At 65.3% G+C, this 1,049-nt stretch carries 1 protein-coding gene; it reads right to left on the reverse strand.

The window, feature by feature from the left end; genetic code table 11:
* On the reverse strand, positions 1-1,049 hold a 1,049-nt coding region (locus B4M62_RS02775; protein WP_290704842.1), incomplete at both ends, for an aconitase family protein.

The raw sequence follows: 1,049 nt of genomic DNA on the forward strand, positions 1-1,049 counted from the left end.
AGATGTGTATAAGAGACAGCAGCACAGCCGTGACCGACAGGTCGTTGTCGTTGACGGCGGCGCTGATCGCCTCGGGCAGCGGGCCGGTGTTACCAATACAGGTGGTGCACCCGTAGCCGCCCAGGTAGAAGCCGAGCTTCTCCAGGTAGGGCCACAGCCCGGCCTTCTCGTAGTAGTCGGAGACGACCTGCGACCCCGGTGCCATGTTGGTCTTCACCCACGGCTTGGAGGTCAGGCCCTTCTCCACGGCATTGCGTGCCAGCAGGCCGGCGCCGATCATGACCGACGGGTTCGACGTATTGGTGCACGAGGTAATGCCGGCGACCGCGACTGCACCGTGGTCGAGGATGAAGGTATTGCCGTCCGAGGTGACCTCGATAGGCTTACTCGGGCGCCCGTGGGCGCCGTTGGCCGCCGACTCGACTGCGTCGTCGTCGGCGAAGGACAACGTGGCGCTGTTCGGCGTGATCGACACCGGGTCGGATGCGGGGAAAGATTCGTCGAGCCCCTCGTCGAGGCCGTTCTTCGGCGCGTGGTGATGCTCTTCGACGTAGTTGTGGATGTCTTTGCGGAAGGCGACCTTCGACTCCGACAGCAGGATGCGGTCCTGCGGACGTTTCGGCCCGGCGATCGACGGCACCACGGTGCCCAGGTCGAGTTCGAGGTGCTCGGAGAACTCCGGCTCCTGGTCGGGGTTGTGCCACATGCCCTGTTCCTTGGCGTAGGCCTCGACGAGCGCGAGTTCCTCGTCGGTGCGGCCGGTCAGGCGCAGGTAGTTGATGGTCTCGTCGTCGATCGGGAAGATCGCGCAGGTGGAGCCGAATTCGGGGCTCATATTGCCCAGCGTCGCACGGTTCGCCAATGGCACCTCGGCAACGCCCTTGCCGTAGAACTCGACGAACTTGCCGACGACGCCGTGCCGCCGGAGGATGTCGGTGACGGTGAGCACGACGTCGGTCGCGGTCACCCCGGGTTGGATCTCACCGGTCAGCTTGAAGCCGACGACGCGCGGGATGAGCATGGACACCGGCTGGCCGAGCATGGCCGCC

Origin of the sequence: Gordonia sp. UBA5067 (genome assembly GCF_002414845.1) — a bacterium.
Lineage (GTDB): Bacteria > Actinomycetota > Actinomycetes > Mycobacteriales > Mycobacteriaceae > Gordonia > Gordonia defluvii.